General features: G+C 64.7%; 2 protein-coding genes. Both read right to left on the minus strand.

Annotation, left to right across the window (positions count from 1 at the left end; genetic code table 11):
* The coding region (rfbA, locus tag V6B08_RS21915; RefSeq protein WP_341984898.1) for a glucose-1-phosphate thymidylyltransferase RfbA at positions 1-818 on the minus strand (818 nt) is incomplete at its 3' end.
* A 6-nt stretch (positions 819-824) separates the two neighbouring features.
* Positions 825-1817, minus strand: a 993-nt coding sequence (gene rfbB, locus V6B08_RS21920) for a dTDP-glucose 4,6-dehydratase (RefSeq protein ID WP_341984899.1), incomplete at its 5' end; no start/stop codon positions are given.

Here is a 1817-nt window from a genome sequence, read left to right on the forward strand (position 1 = left end):
TAGTCGGCGCGGCGCTCGACCTGGGCTGAATCGATGAAGCCCAGCCGCCAGGCGACCTCTTCCGGCACCGCGATCTTCAGGCCCTGGCGCTTCTCCACCGTGGCCATGAAGTTGCAGGCATCGAGCAGGCTGTCCGGCGTGCCGGTATCCAGCCAGGCGAAGCCACGGCCGAACTTCTCCACCCCCAGCTTGCCGCGTGCCAAGTAGGCGTTGTTCAGGTCGGTGATTTCCAGTTCGCCGCGCGCCGAGGGCTTCAACTGGGCCGCTATGTCGCAGACTTCGGCATCGTAGAAGTAAAGCCCGGTCACCGCCCAGTTGCTCGGCGCCTGTTTCGGCTTCTCGATGATCGCCTTGACGCTGCCATCGGGATTGAGGTCCAGCACGCCGTAGCGTTCCGGGTCCACCACCCAATAGCCGAACACCGTTGCGCCATTGCTGCTGTTGCTGACCGCGCGGCGCAGCAGGGCGCCGAAATTCTCGCCGTAGAAGATGTTGTCGCCCAGCACCAGGGCCGCCGGTTCGCCGTTCAGGAAGTCGCGCCCGATGATGAAGGCCTGGGCGATGCCGTTCGGCTCCGGCTGCACGGCATAGCTGATACGGATGCCCCACTGGCTGCCATCCTCCAGCAACGCCGAAAAGGCCGCCTGATCGCGCGGCGTGGTGATCACCAGAATCTCCGTGATCCCGGCCAGCATCAGCGTGGTCAGCGGATAGAAGATCATCGGCTTGTCGTAGATCGGCAGCAGTTGCTTGCTCACCACCGAGGTCGCCGGATGCAGCCGCGAGCCGGTGCCGCCGGCCAGGATGATGCCCTTCATCTTGCGCTACCCTTTCGCCAAACCGATGCGGCCACGGTCATAGGCGCTGCTGGCGCGCCGGCACCATTCGCCATTCTCCAGATACCACTTCACCGTCTGCTTCAGCCCGGCGGTCACGTCATAGGCCGGCTTCCAGCCCAGTTCGGTCTCGCATTTCACCGGGTCGATGGCATAGCGCTTGTCATGCCCCGGCCGGTCGGTGACGTAGCGGATAAAGTCAGCATATTTGCGCCCGGTCGGCTGCGGCGCGTAATCGTCCAGCAGGGCGCAGATGGTCTGCACGATTTCCAGATTCTGCCGCGTGCCGCGCGCGCCGATCAGGTAGGTCTCGCCCACCCGGCCGCGCTCCATCACCGCCCGCAAAGCCGCCGCATGATCCTCGACATGGATCCAGTCGCGCACCTGGTCGCCCTTGCCATAGACCGGCAGGCCCTTGCCCTCCAGGGCATTCAGGATCATCAGCGGGATAAGCTTTTCCGGGAACTGGTAGGGGCCGTAATTGTTGCCGCAATTGGTCACCAGGATCGGCAGGCCGTAGGTGCGGCCGAAGGCCCGCGCCAGATGGTCCGACGAGGCCTTGCTCGCGGCATAGGGCGAGTTCGGCTTGTAGGGACTGTTCTCGGTGAAGAAGCTGCCAGGCTCGGCATCGCCGTAGACTTCATCGGTGGAAACCTGCAGATGCCGGAAGCCGGCCTTGCCGGCGTCGTCCAGCCCGCGCCAGTATTCCAGCGCCGCTTCCAGCAGCACCAGCGTGCCGGTCACATTCGTTTCGATGAACGGCGCCGGGCTGTCGATCGAGCGGTCGACATGGCTCTCGGCGGCCAGGTGATACACCGCGCGCGGCTTCACTTCCGCATACAGCGCGCCGATGCCTCGGCGGTCGCAGATATCGAGCTGCACGAAGCGGTGCAGGCCGGGATTGGGCAGGTTGGCGATGTTGTCCAGGTTGGCGGCATAGGTCAGCTTGTCCACCGTCACCACCGACTCGCCAGCCGCATT

It is taken from the genome of Ferrovibrio sp. MS7, assembly GCF_038404985.1.
Classification (GTDB): Bacteria; Pseudomonadota; Alphaproteobacteria; order Ferrovibrionales; family Ferrovibrionaceae; genus Ferrovibrio; species Ferrovibrio plantarum.